This window comes from Streptomyces sp. NPDC091377, assembly GCF_044757045.1.
GTDB lineage: Bacteria > Actinomycetota > Actinomycetes > Streptomycetales > Streptomycetaceae > Streptomyces.
This window is the reverse complement of sequence record NZ_JBIVUE010000001.1, coordinates 749,140-768,820: the sequence shown is the minus strand read 5'-3', so window position 1 is coordinate 768,820 and position 19,681 is coordinate 749,140. Positions and strand designations below refer to the sequence as shown.

The 19,681-nt window shown below is 72.6% G+C and carries 16 protein-coding genes; 4 read left to right on the top strand and 12 right to left on the bottom strand.

Annotation, left to right across the window (positions count from 1 at the left end; translation table 11 throughout):
• Positions 1 to 150 precede the first annotated feature (150 nt).
• A complete protein-coding gene (gene dapE / locus ACIQNG_RS03385) occupies positions 151 to 1,230 on the bottom strand; it encodes a succinyl-diaminopimelate desuccinylase (protein WP_401482419.1) in 1,080 nt (359 codons plus the stop codon).
• A gap of 470 nt (positions 1,231 to 1,700) precedes the next feature.
• Between dapE and ACIQNG_RS03380 the strand changes: the two genes are divergently transcribed.
• Positions 1,701 to 2,132, top strand: coding sequence for an ATP-binding protein (locus tag ACIQNG_RS03380; protein WP_401429812.1), 432 nt, complete (start codon positions 1,701 to 1,703; stop codon positions 2,130 to 2,132).
• A gap of 213 nt (positions 2,133 to 2,345) precedes the next feature.
• Here the strand turns inward: ACIQNG_RS03380 and dapC are convergent, their stop codons facing one another.
• Positions 2,346 to 3,452, bottom strand: a complete 1,107-nt coding sequence (dapC, locus tag ACIQNG_RS03375; RefSeq protein ID WP_401482520.1) for a succinyldiaminopimelate transaminase — start codon at positions 3,450 to 3,452, stop codon at positions 2,346 to 2,348.
• 120 nt (positions 3,453 to 3,572) lie between these two features.
• Positions 3,573 to 3,893, bottom strand: a complete 321-nt coding sequence (fdxA, locus tag ACIQNG_RS03370; protein ID WP_003985062.1) for a ferredoxin — start codon at positions 3,891 to 3,893, stop codon at positions 3,573 to 3,575.
• Positions 3,894 to 4,004: 111 nt separating this feature from the next.
• On the opposite strand from fdxA, the gene ACIQNG_RS03365 reads away from it, so the two are divergent.
• Both ACIQNG_RS03365 and ACIQNG_RS03360 read left to right on the top strand, forming a co-directional pair.
• The gene (locus tag ACIQNG_RS03365) at positions 4,005 to 5,066 is read left to right on the top strand and encodes a GNAT family N-acetyltransferase (protein ID WP_401482418.1); all 1,062 of its coding nucleotides are present in this window, start codon (positions 4,005 to 4,007) and stop codon (positions 5,064 to 5,066) included.
• A 27-nt stretch (positions 5,067 to 5,093) separates the two neighbouring features.
• Positions 5,094 to 5,963 (top strand): tetratricopeptide repeat protein, encoded by an 870-nt coding sequence (locus ACIQNG_RS03360; protein WP_401429807.1) that lies wholly within the window; start codon positions 5,094 to 5,096, stop codon positions 5,961 to 5,963.
• Positions 5,964 to 6,076: 113 nt separating this feature from the next.
• Here the strand turns inward: ACIQNG_RS03360 and ACIQNG_RS03355 are convergent, their stop codons facing one another.
• From ACIQNG_RS03355 to ACIQNG_RS03340, 4 genes are all read right to left on the bottom strand, one after another.
• Positions 6,077 to 8,482 (bottom strand): hypothetical protein, encoded by a 2,406-nt coding sequence (locus ACIQNG_RS03355; RefSeq protein WP_401482417.1) that lies wholly within the window; start codon positions 8,480 to 8,482, stop codon positions 6,077 to 6,079.
• Positions 8,483 to 8,679: 197 nt separating this feature from the next.
• Positions 8,680 to 9,090 (bottom strand): DUF6113 family protein, encoded by a 411-nt coding sequence (locus ACIQNG_RS03350; RefSeq protein ID WP_401429802.1) that lies wholly within the window; start codon positions 9,088 to 9,090, stop codon positions 8,680 to 8,682.
• Entirely contained in the window at positions 9,087 to 9,944 is an 858-nt protein-coding gene (gene mshB, locus ACIQNG_RS03345) for an N-acetyl-1-D-myo-inositol-2-amino-2-deoxy-alpha-D-glucopyranoside deacetylase (protein WP_401482416.1), read from the bottom strand. Before mshB ends, ACIQNG_RS03350 begins: the two co-directional genes overlap by 4 nt.
• A 19-nt stretch (positions 9,945 to 9,963) precedes the next feature.
• Positions 9,964 to 10,158 (bottom strand): hypothetical protein, encoded by a 195-nt coding sequence (locus ACIQNG_RS03340; protein ID WP_401429798.1) that lies wholly within the window; start codon positions 10,156 to 10,158, stop codon positions 9,964 to 9,966.
• 191 nt (positions 10,159 to 10,349) lie between these two features.
• On the opposite strand from ACIQNG_RS03340, the gene ACIQNG_RS03335 reads away from it, so the two are divergent.
• Positions 10,350 to 12,584 carry a prolyl oligopeptidase family serine peptidase gene (locus ACIQNG_RS03335; RefSeq protein WP_401482415.1) on the top strand — a complete coding sequence of 745 codons (2,235 nt, stop codon included), beginning with the start codon at positions 10,350 to 10,352 and terminating at the stop codon, positions 12,582 to 12,584.
• 148 nt (positions 12,585 to 12,732) lie between these two features.
• On the opposite strand, the gene ACIQNG_RS03330 is transcribed toward ACIQNG_RS03335, so the two are convergent.
• Genes ACIQNG_RS03330 through ACIQNG_RS03310 form a run of 5 tightly spaced genes read right to left on the bottom strand, consistent with a single transcriptional unit; the run spans position 12,733 to position 18,303 of the window.
• Complete coding sequence (locus tag ACIQNG_RS03330; protein ID WP_401482414.1) at positions 12,733 to 13,788, bottom strand: ABC transporter ATP-binding protein; 1,056 nt, start codon at positions 13,786 to 13,788, stop codon at positions 12,733 to 12,735.
• A complete protein-coding gene (locus ACIQNG_RS03325) occupies positions 13,766 to 14,755 on the bottom strand; it encodes an ABC transporter ATP-binding protein (RefSeq protein ID WP_401429792.1) in 990 nt (329 codons plus the stop codon). The genes ACIQNG_RS03330 and ACIQNG_RS03325 overlap by 23 nt, the downstream gene beginning before the upstream one ends.
• 7 nt (positions 14,756 to 14,762) lie before the next feature.
• Complete coding sequence (locus ACIQNG_RS03320) at positions 14,763 to 15,767, bottom strand: ABC transporter permease (RefSeq protein ID WP_401429790.1); 1,005 nt, start codon at positions 15,765 to 15,767, stop codon at positions 14,763 to 14,765.
• Complete coding sequence (locus ACIQNG_RS03315) at positions 15,760 to 16,683, bottom strand: ABC transporter permease (protein ID WP_401429788.1); 924 nt, start codon at positions 16,681 to 16,683, stop codon at positions 15,760 to 15,762. The genes ACIQNG_RS03320 and ACIQNG_RS03315 overlap by 8 nt, the downstream gene beginning before the upstream one ends.
• Positions 16,684 to 16,689: 6 nt before the next feature.
• Positions 16,690 to 18,303: an ABC transporter substrate-binding protein gene (locus tag ACIQNG_RS03310; RefSeq protein WP_401482413.1), complete on the bottom strand. Its 1,614-nt coding sequence runs from the start codon at positions 18,301 to 18,303 to the stop codon at positions 16,690 to 16,692.
• Positions 18,304 to 19,681: the final 1,378 nt, after the last annotated feature.

Genomic DNA, 19,681 nt, shown 5'->3' with positions numbered 1-19,681 from the left:
GCGCTCCCTCCGCTCTGGTTCCTCCCCGGCCGGCCGAGGCCGCGAGTCCGGGGAGGAACGTCTTTCCACCTCAGCGTAGATCTACGCGGGTGAAGCGCGGGGGACGTCGGCGTGTCCGGTCCCCTTCAGGACCGGCGGGGAGCGTCTCCGCTACGACGTCAGCCACACCGCCAGGCGTTCCTCCGCCGCGAGGATCTTCGAGGTCTCCACCCGCTCGTCCCGCTTGTGCGCCAGGTGCGGGTTGCCCGGACCGTAGTTGACGGCCGGGACGCCCAGGGCGCTGAAGCGGGAGACGTCGGTCCAGCCGTACTTGGGCTGCGGGGTGCCCCCGACCGCCTCGATGAAGGCCGCGGCGGCCGGGTGGGAGAGACCGGGCATCGCGGCACCGCTGTGGTCGACCACCTCGAAGTCCGTCACCCCGCAGTCGGCGAAGACCTCCCGGACGTGCGCCACGGCCTCGGCCTCGGTGCGGTCGGGGGCGTAGCGGAAGTTGACCGTGACCACGCACTCGTCGGGGATGACATTGCCCGCCACCCCGCCCGAGACGGCGACCGCGTTGAGGCCCTCGCGGTACTCCAGGCCGTCGATCACCGGGTAGCGCGGCTCGTACGAGGCGAGGCGGGCCAGGATCGGGGAGGCGGCGTGGATGGCGTTGGAGCCCATCCAGGAGCGGGCCGAGTGCGCGCGCTCCCCCGAGGTCTTCAGCAGCACCCGCAGCGTGCCCTGGCAGCCGCCCTCCACCTGGCCGTCGGAGGGTTCGAGGAGCACCGCGAAGTCGGCGGCGAGCCACTCGGGGTGGGCGGCGGCCAGGTGGCGCAGCCCGTTGCGCTCGGCCGCGACCTCCTCGTTGTCGTAGAAGATGAAGGTCAGGTCCCGGTTGGGGGCGGGGACGGTGGCCGCGATCCGCAACTGGACGGCCACCCCGGACTTCATGTCGCAGGTGCCGCAGCCCCACAGGACACCGTCGTCGTCCAGCCGGGAGGGGACGTTGTCGGCGATCGGCACGGTGTCGATGTGCCCGGCGAGCACCACCCGCTCCGCGTGCCCGAGGTCCGTACGGGCCACGACGTTGTTGCCGTAACGGTGGACCGTCAGGTGCGGCAGGGTGCGCAGCGCCTGCTCCACGGCGTCGGCGAGCGGCTTCTCGCTGCCGCTGACGGACGGGAAGTCGACCAGCCGGGCGGTCAGCCGCGCGGCGTCCAGGGTGAGGTCAAGCGGGGTGTCGGCCATGCTCCGACACTATCGCCGGGGCCGTTCGCGTCCGCCCGCACCACCCCTCCCCCGCCGTCCCGCGGCGCCCCCCGCCGTCCCGTGCCCGTCCGGTCGGCTGGGCCGGACGTGGTGCGGATCGTCGCCGTACGCCAGTGCGGGAGGTACCTCTCCGGGGGGAGGCGTCCTCGCGTCCCGCGGCGGGGCGCGCAGGATTTCCCGCGGTCGCCCCCGAAATCGGTAAATCCCTTGGGGGCACTGGGATGTAAGGATTCGGCCGACATTCCCACCGGAGGCCCTTTGCCCGCTTTTATCCGCAAGCGATAATGCGACGCATTACCAACTCTTTACGTTGGTGCTCCGCAACCTAGGTGGGGGGTCGAGCGGTAGTCACTGCGTCCGAGGCCGGAGGGCGACCGCCGAGTGGGTGGTCGACTCAACTCCCCGGCCCGGATGGACACTTCATCGTTCTCTTCCGTCAAAGGAGCATCATGTCCCTCCCCCTGACCCGCCGGATCGCCCGTGCCGCGCTGCTCGTCGCTGCGGGAGCGGCTGCCGGGGTCGGTGCGGCCGGCTCCGCCAGCGCGGCCCCCGAGCTGGCGGCCCCGAACCTCGGCGGGCTGACCGCGCTGGACGGTGCGAGCGTCGGCAACACCGTCGACGGTGCCGCGCAGACCGTCACCGGTGTCGCGGGCGAGACCGGCGGCAACGCCGTCAAGAAGGCGGTGCCGGCCGCGGGCAAGACCACCGGTGCGGCGGCGAAGAAGGCGGCGCCGGCCGCGCAGCAGGCTGCCGGGGGTGTCGCCGGGTCCGCGGGGGACATCGTGGGGGACACGGCGTCGACCGCGACGAAGGGTGGGCTGCCGACGGACGCGCTGACCAAGGGCGGGCTGCCGGTGCAGGGGCTGCCGCTGGGTGGCTGACGGGTCCCTTCGGGGAGCCGCCGGTTCTGACGGGGCCCGGGGTCACACCCCTGGGCCCCGTCGACGTTTCCCCGGGGTGCCCCCGGACTCCATCTGGCAGTACCCGGCATGGTCGACTGTGCCCACCCTCCCCCATCGCCCTGCGGAACGATTGCCCACAGCGGGGGGCGGCGTGCGGAGCCGCTGCCGCCCCGGGGGGGGTTGGATGGGTGGCTAAGACAGGCGTTTTACGGCGGCTTGTACTCGTTCGTCCGTCGCTGTCAGGGCGACGCGTACGAAGTTCTTGCCGGACTCTCCGTAGAAGTCGCCCGGGGCGACCAGGATGCCCAGGTCGGCGAGGTGGGCGACGGTGGTCCAGCAGGGTTCGTCGCGGGTGGCCCAGAGGTAGAGGCTGGCCTCGCTGTGCTCGATGCGGAAGCCGTGGGCGAGCAGGGCGGCGCGCAGCGACTCCCGCCGGGCGGCGTAGCGCTCACGCTGGACGCGGACGTGGGCGTCGTCGTCCAGGGCGGCGGCGGCCGCCGCCTGGGTGGTGGCCGGGGTCATCATCCCGCCGTGCTTGCGGATCTCCAGCAGCGGGCCGAGAACGGCCGGGTCACCGGCGAGGAACGCGGCCCGGTAACCGGCCAGGTTGGACCGCTTGGAGAGGGAGTGGACGGCCACGATGCCGTCGTAGGAGCCGCCGTTGACGTCCGGGTGGAGGACCGAGACGGGGTCCGCCTCCCAGCCCAGCTCCAGGTAGCACTCGTCGGAGAAGACGAGGACGCCGTGCGAGCGGGCCCAGGCGACGATGCGCTTGAGGTCGTCCTGGGGGAGGACCTTGCCCGTGGGGTTGGACGGCGAGTTCAGCCAGAGGAGCTTCAGACCCTCGGGGTCCAGCTCGGTCGGGTCGTCGTAGAACTCGTACGCGGCGCGCGCCAGTCGGGCGCCGACCGCGTACGTGGGGTACGCCAGGCGCGGATACGCGACCCGGTCGCCGGGGCCCAGGCCGAGCTGGGTGGGGAGCCAGGCGACCAGTTCCTTGGAACCCACGACGGGCAGCACATGGCGGTGGGTGATGTCCCGCGCGCCGAGGCGGCGGGTGACCCAGCCGGTGATCGCGTCACGCAGTTCGAGGGTGCCCCAGACCGTGGGATAGCCGGGCGAGTCGGCCGCCGCGACCAGCGCCTTCTGAATGACCTCGGGCACCGGGTCGACCGGGGTGCCGACGGAGAGGTCCACGATGCCGTCGGGATGCGCCACCGCCGTTTCCTTGAACGGGGTCAGCTTGTCCCAGGGGAAGACGGGCAGACGGTCGGTGACTGCGGAGACGGACACGGGCACGGACACGGCTCTCTGGCTCACTTTCTGAGGCGCGCTGGTACGGCGAACGCCCCGGCCCCACCGGCGATCTGCACGATCAGGCCGTACGGGACCGGGGCGGCGCGGAGCGTCGGTCCGCGCTCAGCCGTTCTGCGGCGGCAGCGCGGCGATGAAGGGGTGGTCCCGCTCGATCAGCCCGAGCTTGCTGGCGCCGCCGGGGGAGCCCAGCTCGTCGAAGAACTCGACGTTCGCCTTGTAGTAGTCCTTCCACTCCTCCGGAGTGTCGTCCTCGTAGAAGATGGCCTCGACCGGGCAGACCGGTTCACAGGCGCCGCAGTCGACGCATTCGTCCGGGTGGATGTACAAGGACCGGGAGCCCTCGTAGATGCAGTCGACCGGGCACTCCTCGATGCACGCCTTGTCCTTGACGTCTACACAAGGCTGCGCGATGACGTAGGTCACGCTGTCGTTCCTCCTCGATACGGGCGCCGACGGGCCACCTCGGGCTCCGCCGCCTGGTGCGCGGGAGCGCGGCGTCGTAGATGCCCACCCCTAGTATCTCCGTTCTTGGGCATGATCCGAACAGGAGGGGTGGACCGACCTGTGGAAATCTCGGCGACAGGACGCCTCGTGGTCCGCATCACCGCTGATGACGTGGGCAAACGAGTCTCGGTACGACAGCGGCTCGACATCCGCGACACCCTGGGTGAATTCACCGACACGGTGGGTGTTCTCACATCCTGGGACGACGGTGTGCTGGTGATCACACGCCGGGACGGGGAGCCGGTGCGGATCCCGGAATCCTCCCTGGTCGCGGGCAAGGTGGTGCCCGCGGCCCCGGCCCGCCGCCGGGGGCCTTCGGCGTCGTACGACGAACTGGCCCGGGTCGCCTCGCGTGCCTGGCGCCCGCTGGAGAGCGAGCGGCTCGGGGACTGGGAGCTGAGGGCCGCCGCCGGGTTCACCCGCCGGGCCAACTCCGTGCTGCCGCTGGGCGATCCCGGGATGCCGCTGGACTCCGCGCTCGATGCCGTGCGCCGCTGGTACGGGGAGCGGGGGCTGCCCGCGTACCTCCAGGCCGCGACCGGTGGCGAGGGCACCCAGGAGCGGCTGTGCGCGGAGCTGACGGAGCGCGGGTGGGTGCGGGAGGTCACCGCCGAACTGTGGGTCGGGGCGCCGGCGGCGCTCGCCGACCGGGCCGAGGGCGGCGGGGTCACGCTGGCGCGGACGGCCGACGAGGGCTGGCTGGCGCGGTACCAGCGCAAGGGCGTGAGCGAGGTCGCGCTCCGGGTGCTGGGGAGCGGGGCGTCGGTGTGGTTCGCGAGCATCGCCGGGCCGGCCGGGGCGGCGGGGTCGGCAGCGGTGCCCGCCGCGATCGGGCGGTGTGTGGTCGACGGGCGGTGGGCCGGGTTCGCGGCGGTCGAGGTGGACCCGGCGCTGCGGCGGCGCGGGCTGGCGGGCGAGGTGATGGCCGCGCTGGCACGCCGGGCGCTGGACGAGGGCGCGTCGGCGGCCTGGCTCCAGGTCGAGTCGGACAATACGGCGGCACGGGCCCTGTACGCCGGGACGGGCTTCGGCGCGCACCACGCCTACCACCACTTCCGGGCGCCGGACTCCCCCGCCCCGGGCCGGTACTGAAGCAGCGCGAGAGGCCACGAGGCAGTCATGCGGTCCCCCTTCCCCCCACCGCCCGAACGCTCCGCGGAGCTGCGCCGCCGGTTCGCCGAGGAGGCGCGCTCCGACCCGCCCGATCTCGCCGCGCTGTGTCTGCTGATCGGCGCGCAGGGCGACGCGGCGCTGGACGACCCCGGGATGGACGCCGCGCAGATGGAACTGGACGCGCTGGCGGGGCGGTTGCCGTTCCGGCCGGGCGGCCCGCCGCAGTGGGCGCGGGCACTGCGGGAACTGCTGGGCGAGCGGTACGGGTTCGGCGGCTCGGCCGCGGACTACCGGCGGCTGGAGTCCTCGCTGCTGCACCGGGTGCTGGAGCGGCGGCGAGGGCTGCCCATCCTGCTGTCCGTGGTGTGGATGGAGGTCGCCCGGCGGGCCGGGGCCCCGGTGTACGGGGTCGCGCTTCCGGGGCATTTCGTGGTCGGCCTCGGACCGGCCGAGCGGCAGGTGCTCGCGGATCCGTTCGACGGGGGACGGGTGTTGACGGGCGCGGACGCGCAGACGCTGGTCGCGGGGGCGACGGGCGCGGTGGACGCGTTGCGCGGCGGCCTCGATCCGTCGCTGCTGGCGCCGGCGGAGCCGCTGGACGTGGTGCGGAGGATCCTCAACAACGTGCGGGTGTGGGCGCGGGCCCGGCCCGAGCGGTCGGATGTCGCCCTGTGGGCCGTGGAGTTGTCGTTGCTGCTGCCTTCGCGTCCGGCCCGGTTGCGGTACGAGCGGGCGCAGTTGCTGGTGCAGCGGGGCGAGTTCGTGGCGGGCGCCTCGGAGATGGAGGCGTACGCGGAGGTGCTGGAGGCGGTGGACGGACCCGGCGCGGAAGCGGTCCGCAGCGAGGCGCGCGCCGCGCGGGCGCTTCTCAACTAGGGCCTGTCCGGACCGGACCAGACGGACGGACCATGGGGGACGGGCCCTGGAGAGGACGGAGGACGGACGAGTGCCCCGTCCGTCGTCCGTCCCCCTTGCCGTCCCTGGACCCGCTAGCTCGGGTTCGTCTCGATGATCGCGACGCGGTCGGTCGTGCTCTTCAGGGCCGGGCGCAGGGCGCTGATGACGTCCTGGACCGTGACCGGGGTCTTCTCGCCGGTGCCCCGGGTGATCAGGACGCCGTCGAAGTTGCCGCCGTACAGCTCCTGGAGCGCGGCCTCGTCGTAGGAGTCGACCAGTTTGCCGTCGACCGTCTTGATCTTGAGGAACTTCCAGAGGCTGTTCTCCGGACTGAACTCGATGCGGTTGGAGGGGTCGGTCTGGACGAAGACGCTCGCGGACATCGCGGGCTCCGCGAACTCCTTCATCATGCGGTCGACCTCGGCGTCCGGGACCGTCGGTTCCTTGCTGGTCGTCGGGAGCCGGACCGCCCCGCTGGTGCCCGTCTCGACCTGGGTGCGGTACGCCTCCTCGATGACGTCGGTGGCGCCTGCGGTGTCGATGCCCTTGCCCTTCTTGCCGTAGGTCGCGACCGCCTTGCCGGACTCGAATGTGATCGTGCCGTCCCCGGCCGCGCCCGTGTCGCCCGCGGCGCTCTCCAGCGCGGAGTGCAGCTTCTCCTCGTCCACCGGCATGACCGGCTCGACGACGCGCTTCTCACCGAACAGGGAGCCGATCACGGAGACCGGGTTGTAGTCGCTCTGCGCGGCGGAGGAGACGGTGGCGTCCGCGTCGAACTGGAGGCCCGCCTGGTCCGGCTTGAGCGAGACCGTCTCGCCGCCGACGGAGAGCTTCAGCGGGGCGCCGACCCGTTTGCCGAGGGCCGCGTCCAGCTTCTTCACGGCGTCGTCGCGGGTGCCGCCGCCGATGTCCACTCCGAGCACGGTGGTGCCCTTGGGCACGTCGGAGTGGTTCATCAGCAGTCCGGCGCCGTAGGCCACACCGGCGATGACGACGATCCCACCGGCGAGCAGGACCAGCTTGCTGCGGCCCTTCTTCTTGCGGGGCGCGGCGGCGGGCGCGCTCTGCTGCGCGGGCTCGGTCCGCTGGGGCGGGCTCTGCGGGCCGTCGGTCCGGCCGGCGCCCGGCGCGAAGGACGGCCCGGGGGCGCCGCCGCGGTCGGCGGGCGGTACGACCGGGATACCGCTGGAGACGGTGTCGCCGGAGACGTTCTCGGGGGGGTGGTGGCCGCCGGGGTGGCCGGGGACGTGCTTCTGCGGGGTGAGGATCGCGGTGTCGTCGCTCAGGCCGCCGCCGGGGACGAGGCCCGCCTGGGGGTGGGTTCCGGAGCCGGGGGTCGTGGAGACACCGCTGGTGCCGGAGCCGCCCGGGACACCGGGACCGCCGGGGAGGCCGTTCGCGCCGGGGACGCCCGGGACGCCGGGGCCGCTGGAGATGCCGCCCGCGCCGAGGGGCGGCACGACCGGGCCGTCGCCCGTCACGGGGCCGCCGGTGGGGCCGGTGGGACCGGTGGGGCCGCTGGGGCCCGTGGGGCCTGCCGGGCCTTGGAGGGTGCCGCCGTAGCCCTGAGGGCCGCCGATGGGGCCACCGGGGACTCCCGGGACACCGGGGGGCGTTCCCTGGCCGGGGTAGGGGCCGGGGCCGTTCTGCGGGGTCTGGCCGTTGGGCGGCCCGGAGTCCGGGAAGGCGCCCTCCGCGAAGCCGTTGGCGGAGAAGGAGTTGCCGCCCTGGCTGTGGTCGGGGAAGGCGTTCCCGCCCTGGCTGTGGTCCGGGTAGTACGGGGCGGGACCGCCGCCGTGGTGCCCGGGGGTCCCGGCGCCGGTGCCGTTCCCGGTGGTGCCGGTCGTCCCGTCGCCGGGACGGTCGGCGGCGGCGCGGTGGCCCGCCGTCAGCGCCTCGGTGACGTCGAACGAGCCGGTGCCGCCGCCGTGGCCGGGGGCCACCGGGCCGCCGGTCGCGCCGGAGAGGCCGGTGCCGCCCGCGGGGGGACGCGGGCCGCCGGTGGTGGGGCGGGGGCCGGTGGGGGCCGGGCCCGCGGAGGCGGCCCGTGGGGCGGAACCGCCGCCCTGTGTGGCCCCGTTGGCGCCGCCGCCCTGGCCGGGCTTCTGCTGGCCGGCCCTGCGGGGCGCGAACCAGTCGCTGGTCTTGTCCTCGCCCTGCGCGGCCGGTGCGGGCGGCGGGGTGTCCGCTCCGCCGGGGGCGGGGGCCGGCGCGGGGGCCGGTGCGCTCTCGGCGGTCGGCTCGTCGGCGGTGTCGGCGTCCGCCACGGGCTTGCGGACCACGACCGGCGGGATCGGCCGGGACCCGGGGATGTTGATCCGGATCCGGGTGGTCAGAGTGGTCTCGGTCTTGCGTTCCTCCGGCTGCGCGGCCGAACGGCCCGCGTCCGCACCGCCGTCGGTGGCGGCCGGCGTACCGTACGGCGGCGTGCCCGAGGGGTATGCGGCTCCGCCGCGCCCGTTGGGCCCGGAGGACGGACTGTCAGTTTCACGACTCAAGGCAGGTTCTCCCGGTTGGCTCCGCCGCCCGTTGCGACCTCACTCTGCTTGGGGGTCCCCCCGGGCCCGTACCGAGTCGGGCGGTGGGGAGGATCGGCGGCGCGCACCACCATACTGGCCACGTCACGCGCGCATCCCCTGACCGCTGGGGAAACCCACACCGGACTCGCACGTGCGGGGGGCCGAGAAGTGGTACGTCACTTGCCAAGTCGGACGGACGGGCCGCCCGGTTGCCGCCCCAGGCCGAGCGTGGCGCAGATCACAGCCACGGCCATGCCGCCGAGCAGGAAGAGATACGAACCGGCGCCGGCCGCGAAGACGAAGTCCCCTTCCGGGCGGCTGGTGGTGAGCAGCACGACGGAGAGCATCCAGCCGGCCGCCGGTGCCACCGCCCCGCCCCGCCCCCCGGTGAGCCGCGCCCCGCCGAGGAAGGCGCCCGCGGCACCGGCGAGGGCGAGCAGCAGCCCGCCCGGGAACAGGCCCGCCTCGACGAGGGCGCCCGCGATCCCGACCACCAGGCCGAGCACGAACAGGCCGAGGTGGACGGCGATCCGGCCGAACGGGGGCCGGCTCAGCGGCTGGGCGATCATGGGACCCCGCTCGTTCATGACGCGGCTCCGATCCCGGCGAACAGATCGCGCTCCACGCCGGGCGCGCGCTCCCCTCGTACCAACTCGTAGTACTCGGTGGTGAACAGCGGCTGGGGGAGGTGGTTGGAGAGCGCGAAGTACGGTTCGGCCACGGTGATCTGGGTGGCGTGGGCGCGCATCGCGGCGGCCTTGGCCCGGGCGTGCGCGGTGCCGTCGATCGTGGTGGTGATCCGCTCGTCGTCCACCACTCCGGGGACGTCGGCGACGGAGGCGGCCCGCTCGTACGGCAGGGTCGGCAGGTCGGCTTCGAGGCGGGCGAAGGCGGTGGCGGCGGCGGTGCGCGGGACGCGGTTCCAGAAGATCCGCTCGACGCCGACGCCCTCGGCCTCGGCGAGGTCGGCGGCGCGCAGGGCGACGCGGTGGGCCTGGATGTGGTCGGGGTGGCCGTAGCCGCCGTCGGGGTCGTAGGTGACGAGGACCTGGGGGCGGACCTCGCGGATGACGTCGAGGAGCACGCCCGCGGCCTCGTCGACGTCCGCCTGCCAGAAGCAGTCGGGGTCGTCGTTGTCGGGCAGGCCCATCATCCCGGAGTCGGTGTAGCGGCCGGGGCCGCCGAGCTGACGGAAGTCGCTGACGCCGAGCGCGCCCAGGGCGGCGGTCAGCTCGCCCAGCCGGTGGGCGCCCAGGGCGGCGCCCGTGAGGTGGGCCAGCTCCGGCGGGATGACCTCGCCGCGTTCGCCGAGGGTGCAGGTGACGAGGGTCACCCGCGCGCCCTGGGAGGCGTACGCGGCCATGGTCGCGCCGTTGTTGATCGATTCGTCGTCCGGGTGCGCGTGCACCAGCAGCAGCCGACGATCGGGCAGTTCCGTCATGAGCCCCAGCCTACGGGGCTCAGAAGTTGATGCTTCCGATCATCCCCGCGATGTTCGACGTCAGCTCGCTGATCGTCGGGGCCATCGTGGACGAGGCCAGATAGAAGCCGAGAAGCATACAGACCACCGCATGCCCTGCTTTGAGGCCGGACTTTCTGATCAGCAGGAAGACGATGATCGCCAGCAGCACCACCGCCGAAATCGAGAGTGCCACAGCGGCTCACCTCCAAGCAGAGCGGGCGGACTTGCCCATCCGTACGGACCTGTCAATCCATCAGTCGTGTAATTCCATGCAGCAGCCAGCAGGTTCATACCCACACTGCGCTAGTGATCATAACTATCCGTACGCGCGCATCTGTCGGCGCACAGCCGCACAAGGGGGCGCATGGCCAATATCGTCGGGGTATGACGACCGAGCCTGACTCCTTCCCCCGCCGGTACGCCCGCACCCAGCGCTTCACTCTCGGCGCGCCACGTTCGTTCACCGTCGCCCCGGACGGCTCGCGGGTGGTGTTCCTGCGCTCGCGTTCCGGGGCGGACCGCGCGGGTGCCCTGTGGGTGCTCGATCTGCCGGGCGGCGAGGAGCGGCCCGCGGCCGATCCCGCGGTGCTGCTGGGCGGGGCCGGTGAGCGGCTCTCCCCCGCCGAGCTGGCCCGCAGGGAGCGCACCCGGGAGGGCGGGGCCGGGATCGTCGGCTACGCCACGGACGCGGCCGTGGAGTTGGCCGCGTTCGCGCTGTCGGGGCGGCTGTTCACGGCCGCGCTGCGGGCCGGCACCACCGGCGAACTGCCCGTTCCCGGGCCGGTGATCGACCCGCGCCCCTCCCCCGACGGCCGGTATGTCGCGTATGTCGCCGCGGGCGGGCTGCGGGTGACGGGTGCCGGGGGCGAGGGCGACCGGGCGCTCGCGGAGCCGGAGTCCGCGCAGGTCACGTACGGGCTCGCGGAGTTCATCGCGGCCGAGGAGATGGACCGTACGCGCGGGTTCTGGTGGGCGCCGGAGTCGGACCGGCTGCTGGTGGCGCGGGTGGACGACACGCCGGTGCGGCGCTGGTGGATCGCCGATCCCTCCCGGCCCGAACGTGACCCGCACCACGTGGCGTACCCGGCGGCCGGGACGCCCAACGCGGAGGTCCGGCTGTTCGTGACGGATCTCGACGGGGCCCGCACGGAGGTGCTCTGGGACCGGGAGCGGTACCCCTATCTGGCACGTGTGCACTGGTCGGACGCGGGGGCGCCACTGCTGCTGGTGCAGGCGCGCGACCAGCGCAGCCAGCTCTACCTGGCGGTGGACCCGGACACCGGTTCGACGCGGATGGTGCACGCCGACGAGGATCCGATTTGGCTTGATCTTTTCGCCGGGGTGCCGTGCTGGTCGCCCTCGGGGCAGCTCGTGCGGATCGCCGACGAGGGCGGTGCGCGGGTGCTCGCGGTGGGGGAACGGCCGTTGACCGGACCGCAGTTGCAGGTGCGGGCGGTCCTCGATGTCGGGCCGGGAGACGTGCTGGTCACCGCGGCGGCGGGCGAGGAGGCCGGTGCGCCGGAGGTGGGCGAGGTGCATGTCTACCGGGTGAACGAACTGGGTGTGGCACGGGTCTCCGAGGGGCCCGGGGTGCACACGGCGGTGCGCCGGGGCGGGGTGACGGTCCTGGTGTCGGCGTCCCTGGAGCGGGCGGGGTCGGTGGTGCGGGTGCTGGGCTCCGGGAAGCCCGGTGCGGGTGGTGCGAAAGCCACGAGTGGTACAGGTGTAGCAGGTGAAACAGGTGAAACAGGCGATACGGGCCGTGCGCCTGGTGCAGCGGGTACACCGGGTGCCCCTGACGCGTCTGCCGTGTTGATCCGGTCGTACGCCGAAGACCCCGGTTTCTCCCCGCGGGTGACGCTCACCGAGGGGGGCGCACGGCGGATCCCGTGCGCCGTGCTTATGCCACAGGACTACCCCGATGACACTCCCCTGCCGGTCTTGCTGGATCCGTACGGAGGCCCTCACGGTCCCCGGGTGCTGGCCTCGCACAACGCGTATCTGACCTCCCAGTGGTTCGCCGACCAGGGGTTCGCGGTGGTCGTCGCCGACGGGCGCGGCACCCCGGGGCGCTCGCCCGCCTGGGAGAAGGCGGTGCACGAGGACTTCACGGTCTCCCTGGACGACCAGATCGAGGCGCTCCAGGATCTGGCGAAGAACCACCCGCTGGATCTGGACCGGGTGGCCATCCGCGGCTGGTCCTACGGCGGCTGGCTGGCGGGGCTCGCGGTGCTGCGCCGCCCCGATGTGTTCCACGCGGGCATCGCGGGCGCCCCGGTCACGGACTGGCGGCTCTACGACACCCACTACACCGAGCGGTATCTGGGCTCCCCGGACACCTCCCCGCAGGCGTACGCGCACAGTTCGCTGATCACCGACGCGGGGCTGTCCTCCCCCGCCGAGCCGCACCGGCCGCTGATGATCGTGCATGGGCTGGCCGACGACAACGTGGTCGTCGCGCACGCGCTGCGGCTGTCCTCGGCGCTGCTGTCGGCGGGCCGCCCGCACGAGGTGCTGCCGCTGTCCGGGGTGACGCACATGACCCCGCAGGAACAGATCGCGGAGAATCTGCTGCTGCTCCAGGTGGACTTCCTGAAGCGGGCGCTGGGGATGCGGTAGGCCGGCCGCGGCGGAGGACCGTCGGCGCATACGGCGGGCCGGGGTGACATGGCCCACCCCGGCCCGCCCACGGCACCCGCACGGCCGTTACGTCCCTCAGTGTGCAGTGCCCGTATATCGCAAGGGGGTCCGCGGCGTTGCCGGGGCGTTACCGCGTGGGGGTCTCCGGCGGTACGACCTGTTTCTCCTCGGCGAACAGACAGGCGGAGGGGTGGGCGGCCGGGCCGGGGAGGTGGCCCAGATGGGGCGGTACCGCCAGCGCCGGGATCTCCTCGGCGCAGCGGGCCTGGGCTTTCCAGCAGCGGGTGCGGAAGCGGCAGCCGGAGGGGATGTTGGTCGGCGAGGGCACGTCGCCGGCGAGGATGATCCGCTCGCGGTGGGCGCGGGCGCCGGGGTCGGGCACGGGGACGGCGGAGAGCAGCGCCTGGGTGTAGGGGTGGGTGGGATGGTCGTAGATCTCGGCGTCCCTGCCGATCTCCACGATGCGGCCGAGGTACATGACGCCGACCCGGTCGGAGATGTGCCGGACGATGGACAGGTCGTGGGCGATGAAGAGGTAGGAGAGTGCGAACTCGTCCTGGAGGCGCTCCATCAGATTGATGACCTGGGCCTGGACGGAGACGTCCAGGGCGGAGACGGGTTCGTCGGCGACGATCACCTCGGGGCGCAGGGCGAGGCCGCGGGCGATGCCGATGCGCTGGCGCTGGCCGCCGGAGAACTGGTGGGGGTAGCGGTTGATGTACTCGGGGTTGAGGCCGACCACGTCCAGCAGGTCCTGGACCCTGCGGCGGCGGTCGCCCTTGGGGGCCACCTCGGGGTGGATGTCGTAGGGCTCGCCGATGATGTCGCCGACGGTCATCCGGGGGTTGAGCGAGGTGTAGGGGTCCTGGAAGACCATCTGGATGTTGCGGCGGACCGCTTTCAGCGCGCGGCCGGACAGCCGGGTGATGTCCTCGCCCTTGTAGCGGATCGTGCCGGCGGTGGGGCGTTCCAGGTTGACCAGCATCCGGGCGACGGTGGACTTGCCGCAGCCGGACTCGCCGACGATGCCGAGGGTCTCGCCGCGGGCGAGGGCGAAGTCGACGCCGTCCACGGCTCTGACCGTGCCGACCTGCTTCTTGAAGAGGATGCCGGTGGCGAGCGGGTAGTGCTTGACGAGCCCGGTGACCTCCAGGATCGGCTCAGCGCTGCTGCGGTCGGCCATCGAGGCACTCCCTCCAGAAGTGGCAGGCGCTCACCCGGTGTCCGGAGACCCGGTACAGCGGCGGTTCGTCGGTGCGGCACACGTCCTGGGCGAGGGGGCAGCGCGGGTGGAAGGCGCAGCCGGGCGGGATGTTCAGCAGGTTGGGCGGCAGGCCCTTGATGGCGTACAGCTCCCGGCCCTTCTGGTCCAGGCGCGGGATGGAGTCGAGCAGGCCGCGGGTGTAGGGGTGGGCGGGGGCGCGGTAGATGTCGTGGACGGGGGCCTGTTCCACGATCCGGCCCGCGTACATCACCGCGATCCGGTCGGCGACGTCGGCGACCACGCCGAGGTCGTGGGTGATCAGGATGAGGCCCATGTCCAGTTCGCGCCGGAGTTCGGCGAGCAGTTCCATCACCTGGGCCTGGACGGTGACGTCGAGGGCGGTGGTGGGCTCGTCGGCGATGATCAGGGCGGGTTCCAGGGCGAGTGCCATCGCGATCATGATGCGCTGGCGCATGCCGCCGGAGAACTGGTGCGGGTACTGCCTGACCCGCTCCTTGGCGGCGGGGATACGGACCCGGTCCATCAGTTCTACGGCCTTGGCACGGGCGTCCTTCTTCGACATGCCCCGGTGGACGACGAACATCTCGCCGAGCTGGTCGCCCACGGACAGGACCGGGTTGAGGGAGGACAGCGCGTCCTGGAAGATCATCGCCATCTCGGCGCCGCGCACCTTGCGCCGCTGGTCCTCCTTCAGCTTCAGCAGGTCGCGGCCCTGGAAGAGGATCTCGCCGCCGGTGATCCGGCCGGGCGGCATGTCGAGGATGCCCATGACCGCCTGGGCGGTGACGGACTTGCCGGAGCCGGACTCGCCGAGGACGGCGAGGGTCTCGCCGGCGTCGACGCCGTAGGTGACGCCGTTGACGGCCCGGGCGACGCCGTCGCGGGTCTTGAACTCCACGTGCAGGTCGCGCACTTCGAGCAGCACGGGCGGCTCACCTCAGCTTCGGGTCGAGGGCGTCGCGCACCGCGTCGCCGAGCATGATGAACGCGAGGACGGTGACGGCGAGCGCGCCCGAGGGCCACAGCAGGGCGTGCGGGGCGTTGCGGATGTAGGGCGAGGCGGCGGAGATGTCGATGCCCCAGGAGACGGTCGGGGGTTTGAGGCCGACGCCGAGGTAGGACAGGGTCGCCTCCAGGGCGATGTAGGTGCCGAGCGCGATGGTCGCGACGACGATCACGGGGGCGACGGCGTTGGGGGTGATGTGGCGCAGCAGGAGCCGGGAGTGGGAGGCGCCGAGGGCGCGGGCGGCCTGGACGTAGTCGTTCTGTTTGGCGGTGATGACCGAGCCGCGGGCGATCCGGGAGATCTGCGGCCAGCCGAGCAGCACCATGAAGCCGATGACGGGCCAGATGGTGTTGCTGGTGACGACGGAGAGCAGGACCAGTCCGCCGAGGACGACGGGGATGGCGAAGAAGATGTCGGTGAGGCGGGAGAGGACCGCGTCCCCCGTCCCGCCGAAGAAGCCGGCCAGTCCGCCGAGGACGGAGCCGAGCAGGGAGACGCCGAGGGTGGCGAGGACGCCGACGGAGACGGACGTACGGGCGCCGTAGACGGTGCGGGTGTAGACGTCGCAGCCCTGGCCGTCGAAGCCGAAGGGGTGGCCGGGCTGGGAGCCTTCCTGGGCCTTGGCGAGGTTGCACTGGAGGGGGTTGCCGGAGGCGATGAGGCCGGGCCACAGGGAGATGACGATCAGGAAGAGGATGACCAGCGCGGAGAGGAGGAAGACGGGGTTGCGGCGCAGGTCGTGCCAGGCGTCGGACCACAGGCTGCGGGCCCTCTCCTGGGGGCCGGGGCCGCCGGGGGGTGCCTCCAGGGTCTCGCCCTCGCTGGTGGCGAGGTCCATGGCGCCGCCCATCCCGGTCGCCGCGATGGCCCCGTCCCCGGGGGTGCGGGCACCGCCGGGCGGGTGGGGCTGCGGCGGCTGGGGCTCAGGCATAGCGGATCCTCGGGTCGAGTACGGCGTACAGGAGGTCGACCAGCAGGTTGGCGACGAGGAAGACCAGGACGAGGACGGTCACGAAGCCGACGACGGTCTGGGTGTTCTGGCGGAGGATGCCCTGGTAGAGCTGGTAGCCGACGCCGTGGATGTTGAAGATGCGCTCGGTGACGATGGCGCCGCCCATCAGGGCGCCGATGTCGGTGCCGATGAAGGTGACGACGGGGATCAGGGAGTTGCGCAGCAGATGCCGGGTGACCACCCGGTGGCGGGGCAGGCCCTTGGCGGTCGCGGTGCGGACATAGTCGGAGCGGCGGTTCTCGGCGATGGAGGTGCGGGTGAGGCGGGTGACGTAGGCGAGGGAGACGGAGGCGAGGACCAGGCCGGGCACGATCAGCTCGCCGAAGGTGGCTTCGGCGGAGACGGACGGTTTGATCCAGGCCCATTCGACGCCGAGCAGCAGTTGGAGCAGCAGGCCGGTGACGAAGGTGGGCACGGAGATCACCACGAGGGTGAGCAGCAGCACCGAGGTGTCGGTGGGGCTGCCGCGGCGCAGGCCGGTGAGGACGCCGAGGGTGATGCCGATGACGATCTCGAAGAGGATCGCGACGACGGTGAGGCGGATGGTGACGGGAAAGGCGTCGGCCATCAGCTCGGTGACCGGCTGCCCGTTGAAGGCGGTGCCGAAGTCGCCGGTGAAGATGTTGCCCATGTAGGTCAGGTATTGCTGCCACACGGGCTTGTCGAGGCCGAACTCCTTGCGGAGCTGGGCGGCGGTGGCGGGGTCGCACTCCCGTTCGCCGCAGAGTCCGGCGATGGGGTCGCCCATCACGTTGACCATGAGGAAGATGAGCAGCGTCGCCCCGATGAAGACCGGGATCATCTGGAGCAGGCGACGGACGACGTACCGTCCCATGCCGGCTCAGCTCACCTTGATCTCGTTGTACACGGGGACGCTGAACGGATTGAGTTCGACGTCGGAGAGCCGCTCGGAGTATCCGGCGCTGCCGTTCTGGTACCAGAGCGGGATGGCCGCCATGTTGTCCCGGACGACGCCCTCGGCCTGCTGGAAGAGGCCGACGGCCTTGGCGGTGTCGGTCTCGGCGTTGGCCTGGTCGACGAGGCTGTCGAACTGCTTGTTGGACCACTTGCCGTCGTTGGAGGAGGCGTCGGTGTAGTAGAGCGGCTGGAGGAAGTTCTGGATGAGCGGGTAGTCCATCTGCCAGCCCGCCCGGAAGGGGCCGGGCATCTTGCGTCCGGTGATCTGGTTGCGGAAGTCGGCGAAGGTGCCGACCGGGTTGGCGACACAGGCGCGGTCGTTGCCGAGCGCGTTGTTGATGGAGTTGCAGACGGCGTCGACCCACTGTTTGTGGGAGCCGGTGTCCGCGTTGTACGTGATCTTCACCTGGCCGCCGGGGAGGCCGCCGCCCTGCTCGATCAGCTTCTTCGCCGCGGCGGCGTCGTAGGTGCAGGCGTCGCCGCAGAGCCCTTCCTTGTAGCCGCCGTCGGCGCCGAGGACGGGTGAGGTCCAGTCGGTGGCGGGGGTGCGGGTCCGGTGGAAGATGGTCTTGGTGATCTGGTCCCGGTCGATCGCGCGGGACAGGCCCTGGCGGAGCTTGTCGGAGTTCGGCTTGTTCCAGGCGCTGTCGTAGTACGGGAAGGCGAGGGTCTGGATGATGCCGGCCGGGGTGTTGAGGTAGCGGTCGCCGAGGTCGCTCTTGACGTTCTTGAGCTGGGCGGCCGGAACGTCGTCCACCAGGTCGAGGTTGCCGGCCATCAGGTCGGTGTAGGCGGTGTTGTTGTCGGTGTAGACCCTGAGGTCGACGCCGCCGTTGACGGCCTTGTCGTCACCCGGATAGCCGTCCCAGGTGCGCAGCGACATCTGGGAGCCCTTGCGGTACGAGTCGATGGCGTACGGCCCGTTGCCGACGGGCTTGTCGACCCAGGCGGCGTGGTCGTCGAAGAAGGACCGGGGCAGCGGGGCGAAGGCGGCGTAGCCGAGGGTGTCGGGGAAGCTGGAGAACTTCTGGCCGAGCTTGACGGTGAAGGTGCGTTCGCCGGTGACCTTCAGGCCCGAGAGGGTGTCGGCGCTCTGCTGCCCGCTGGCGGGGTGGGTCTTGTCGTAGCCCTCGATGTAGCCGAAGAAGTAGGCGTTGCGCTGGTTGTTCTTCAGGCTGGCGCCGTAGTTCCAGGCGTCCACGAAGGACCGGGCGGTGACCTTCTCGCCGTTGCTGAAGGTCCAGCCGTCCTTGACGGTGATGGTGTACGTCTGCGAGTCGGTGGTCTCGATCTTCTCGGCGAGCATGTCCTTGGCCTCGCCGGTCTTCGGGTCGTAGCGCTTGAGCCCCCGGAAGATCATGTCGAGGACCTTGCCGCCCTGGACCTCGTTGGTGTTGGCGGGCTCCAGCGGGTTCTGCGGATCCCCCCAGGAGGCACTGAGCACCGCGCCGGTGTCCCCGCCGCTGCCGCCGCCCCCGCAGGCCGTCGCCGTGAGAGCGACCACCGCGGCACCCGCGACCCATGTGGCTCCACGCATGATGCCTCCTCGTCAGTGCGCCGTGCCCCAGCGCCGGGACGCTGGGCCGTTACCGGACCATATTCCGGCAAATACGTCATACTGCACATTTCCGGAGGCCATCCGTGTGGTACGGGGCGAGTCGGGGGTTGACCCCCGACTCGCGTGGAAGGGATGGCGGGTTGCGCAGTTGGGGGGCGGGGGGAGGGGAGAGCGGGGAGGGGGGAGGGGGAGGGTCGGGTCGGGGGGCTGGGGGTCTGGGGGCCCGAGGGGCCCGAGGGCACGGGAGGGGCGGGGGTCGAGGGGCACGGGAGGGCCGGAAGCCGGTAAGCCCCGGGGGCCCGGGAGGGCCGGAAGCCGAGGGGCCCGGGAGGGCCGGAAGCCGGGAAGCCCCGGGGGCCGGAAGGACGGAAGCCGGAAGGGCGGAAGCGGGGAAACCCGAAGCCCGGGAAGCCCGGAAGCCCGGAGACCGGAGGCCCGGAGGCCCGGAGGCCCGGAGGCCGGGAAGCTGGGAAGCCCGGAAGCCGGAAGCCCCGAGGCCGGAAGGCCGGGAAGCCGGGCCGGAAGGCCGGAGACCAGGAAGCCGGAGACCGGAAGACCGGGAAGCCCAGAGGCCGGGGCCCGAGGCACGGGAGGGCCCGGGGCCGAGGGGCGGAGGGCCCGGGAGGCCCGAAGCCTGGAGCCCCAGAGGCCGAGAAGCCGAGGGCCGGAGGCCGGAAGGCCCGGAGACCGGAAGCCCGGAAGCCAGAAGGCCCGGAGGCCCGGAAGCCGGGAAGCCCGGAAGCCGGAAGCCCCGAGGCCGGAAGGCCGGGAAGCCGGGCCGGAAGGCCGGAGACCAGGAAGCCGGAGACCGGAAGACCGGGAAGCCCAGAGGCCGGGGCCCGAGGCACGGGAGGGCCCGGGGCCGAGGGGCGGAGGGCCCGGGAGGCCCGAAGCCTGGAGCCCCAGAGGCCGAGAAGCCGAGGGCCGGAGGCCGGAAGGCCCGGAGACCGGAAGCCCGGAAGCCAGAAGGCCCGGAGGCCCGGAAGCCGGGAAGCCCGGAAGCCGGAAGCCCCGAGGCCGGAAGGCCGGGAAGCCGGGCCGGAAGACCGGAGACCGGAAGACCGGGAAGCCCAGAGGCCGGGGCCCGAGGCACGGGAGGGCCCGGGGCCGAGGGGCCGGGGGCCCGGGAGGCCCGAAGCCCGGAGCCCCGGAGGCCGAGAAGCCGAGGCCCGGAGGCCGGGAGACCGGAAGGCCGGAAGGCCGGAAGGCCGGAAGGCCGGAAGGCCAGGAGACCGGAAGGCCGGAAGGCCGGAAGGCCAGGAGACCGGAAGGCCAGGAGACCGGAAGGCCAGGAGACCGGAAGGCCGGAAGGCCGGAAGGCCGGAAGGCCAGGAGACCGGGAGACCGGGAGACCGGG